Source organism: bacterium, assembly GCA_024226335.1.
In the GTDB taxonomy this organism is placed as follows: Bacteria; Myxococcota_A; UBA9160; order SZUA-336; family SZUA-336; genus JAAELY01.
The window spans coordinates 1-1,981 of record JAAELY010000208.1 but is presented as its reverse complement, the minus strand read 5'-3'; the positions used below and the strand labels follow the sequence as shown (position 1 = coordinate 1,981).

Below are 1,981 nucleotides of genomic sequence, written 5' to 3'. Positions count from 1 at the left end.
TACTATGAGAAGCAAGAAAGTCTGGCCACGGTGGCTGGACTCAACTAAACGAGTCTCCGGAGAAACCGGGGCGGTTCAGAGACACCGGGTGATCAACGGCAATCATTTCGGCCGGACGACTCCGGACTAATGGCCGTTTGTGGGTGATCACCGAGGCTCAATCGTCCAGTAGAACAGATCAACTCCAGATGTGCTGGAAAAGGATGCCGAAGGAGACATTCGAGGATGGCACGAATATCTGTGTGGAGAAGGGTATGAGCTTGGCGCTCGCTCACATCGATTTTGGCTTCGAGTTGTCAGAGGTCCTGACGACGCTCGCTGGACTCGCGTCACAGACGCGGTTATCGTGCGCTTCCAACTGCTTTGATGCGAGGCCACATGGCTTTAGGGTCACGATGGAGTCGGCTAATCCTTCGGCTCCTCCTGTCACTCACTTCGTTCGCAATGATGTTCCTGGTCGCCGAAGCCGGATTTCGGCTCATGGCCTACTACGATGATCGCGAAATCGACGCCTTCGAGGGCCTGGGTTCGGGACCGGTCATTCACGATCCGAGAACCAGGATCAAGACGAAGAACATCGTCCGACTCAGTCGAAATCCGGAGATCGTCTATGAGCTGATCCCGGGCGTCCGAGGTCTTTACAAAGGCGCGGTCATCACGATCAACGAAGATGGCTTCCGCGGGCCGGTTGTGCGCGAAGAGCTGCCGGCCAATTCTGTTCGCATCGTAGGAATCGGCGATTCGGTGATGTTCGGCTACGGCGTCGGTGATCGAGACTACTACCTTTCCTTTCTGCGAGAGGACCTCGCCCAATCTCGTCCCGACAGAGCCTGGGAAGTCATCAATGCGGGCGTTCCCGGGTACAACACGACGATGGAGGTCGCAACGCTCGAAGAGAAGCTGCTCAAGTACACGCCGGATCTCGTGCTGATCGAGTACGTCCCCAACGATCTTGATCTACCGCGTTTCATTCGCAACCGTTCGCCCTACTTCGCACTCGATCATTCCTACATCGGAAAGTACGTCCAGGCGATTCGGAAGGGTTGGGGCCATGCGCCCGACGATAGGCTCGCGTCGCTTCCTCGCGACTCCTCAGAGATCCCAGAGGAATACGTCCACATGCTCGGGATCGACGGGTACCGAAACGCGATGTCGAAACTGGCGCGGTTGCGAGCGGAACATGGATTCGATGTGGTCGTGCTCTGTTCGTTGCGCCTACCGCCTGCAGTGCGCGCGATCGTGACGGAGCTGGGTTTCCCAACCATCGAGGCCTACGATGCGATGGAAGCGTACCTGGTTGCGCGCGGGAGTTCGATGGACGCGCACTTGAAGTCCGAGCTGGTCGTCAGCAACTCCGACCCCCACCCATCACCGCTTGGGCACCGAATCATTACTAGCGTGATATTGGAAGGCTTGGAGGCGCAGGGGCTGTTCGGAGATTGAGAGCCTACGACAGAGCCCTGGGATTGTGAAATGGACTGCTCGGCCTCTTGGTGACGCCCAAGGCGGCGAGGGCCAAGGAAGATCCCGAGACCCGGCGATTCTGGCAAGGGTTCCAGTAGGTCCTTCAGCTATCCGAGTAGGACCGCAGAGCCGTCATCCGGCTCGTCAACTGATTGCGGTAGGAGTAGCACTTCACCGGTGAGGCCATTCGACCAATGAGGCTCGGGCCGCCCCCCACCATCGTGATCTGGGCAGACATGGGATCTCCCGGTTCCCGTTCAAGAAGCGTCCGCACATGCTGAGGGTCTCCGACCGCGCGGGGTCCCGGACGAACTAGCTTTGGCGTTCGACCGCAGTGTTGCCTTCCCGTTCGCAAAACACGGTCAGCACCCCGGAAGTAAGCGATCAAAGATCGGCGTCGTTGACTTCGTGAGCAAGGGTGGTGCGAGGTCAGCGCGGAGTCTGATCGAGGACGGAGCGATGGGGCTCTTCGGCGAAGCGGGTCTTCCACATCCGCGGCGTGAGCTCCTCGACGCGC

Annotated in this window: 1 protein-coding gene; it reads left to right on the top strand. The window is 58.9% G+C overall.

The features are described from left to right. The first annotated feature begins 480 nt into the window (after positions 1-480). Complete coding sequence (locus GY725_10565) at positions 481-1,443, top strand: SGNH/GDSL hydrolase family protein (protein ID MCP4004628.1); 963 nt, start codon at positions 481-483, stop codon at positions 1,441-1,443. Positions 1,444-1,981 lie beyond the last annotated feature (538 nt).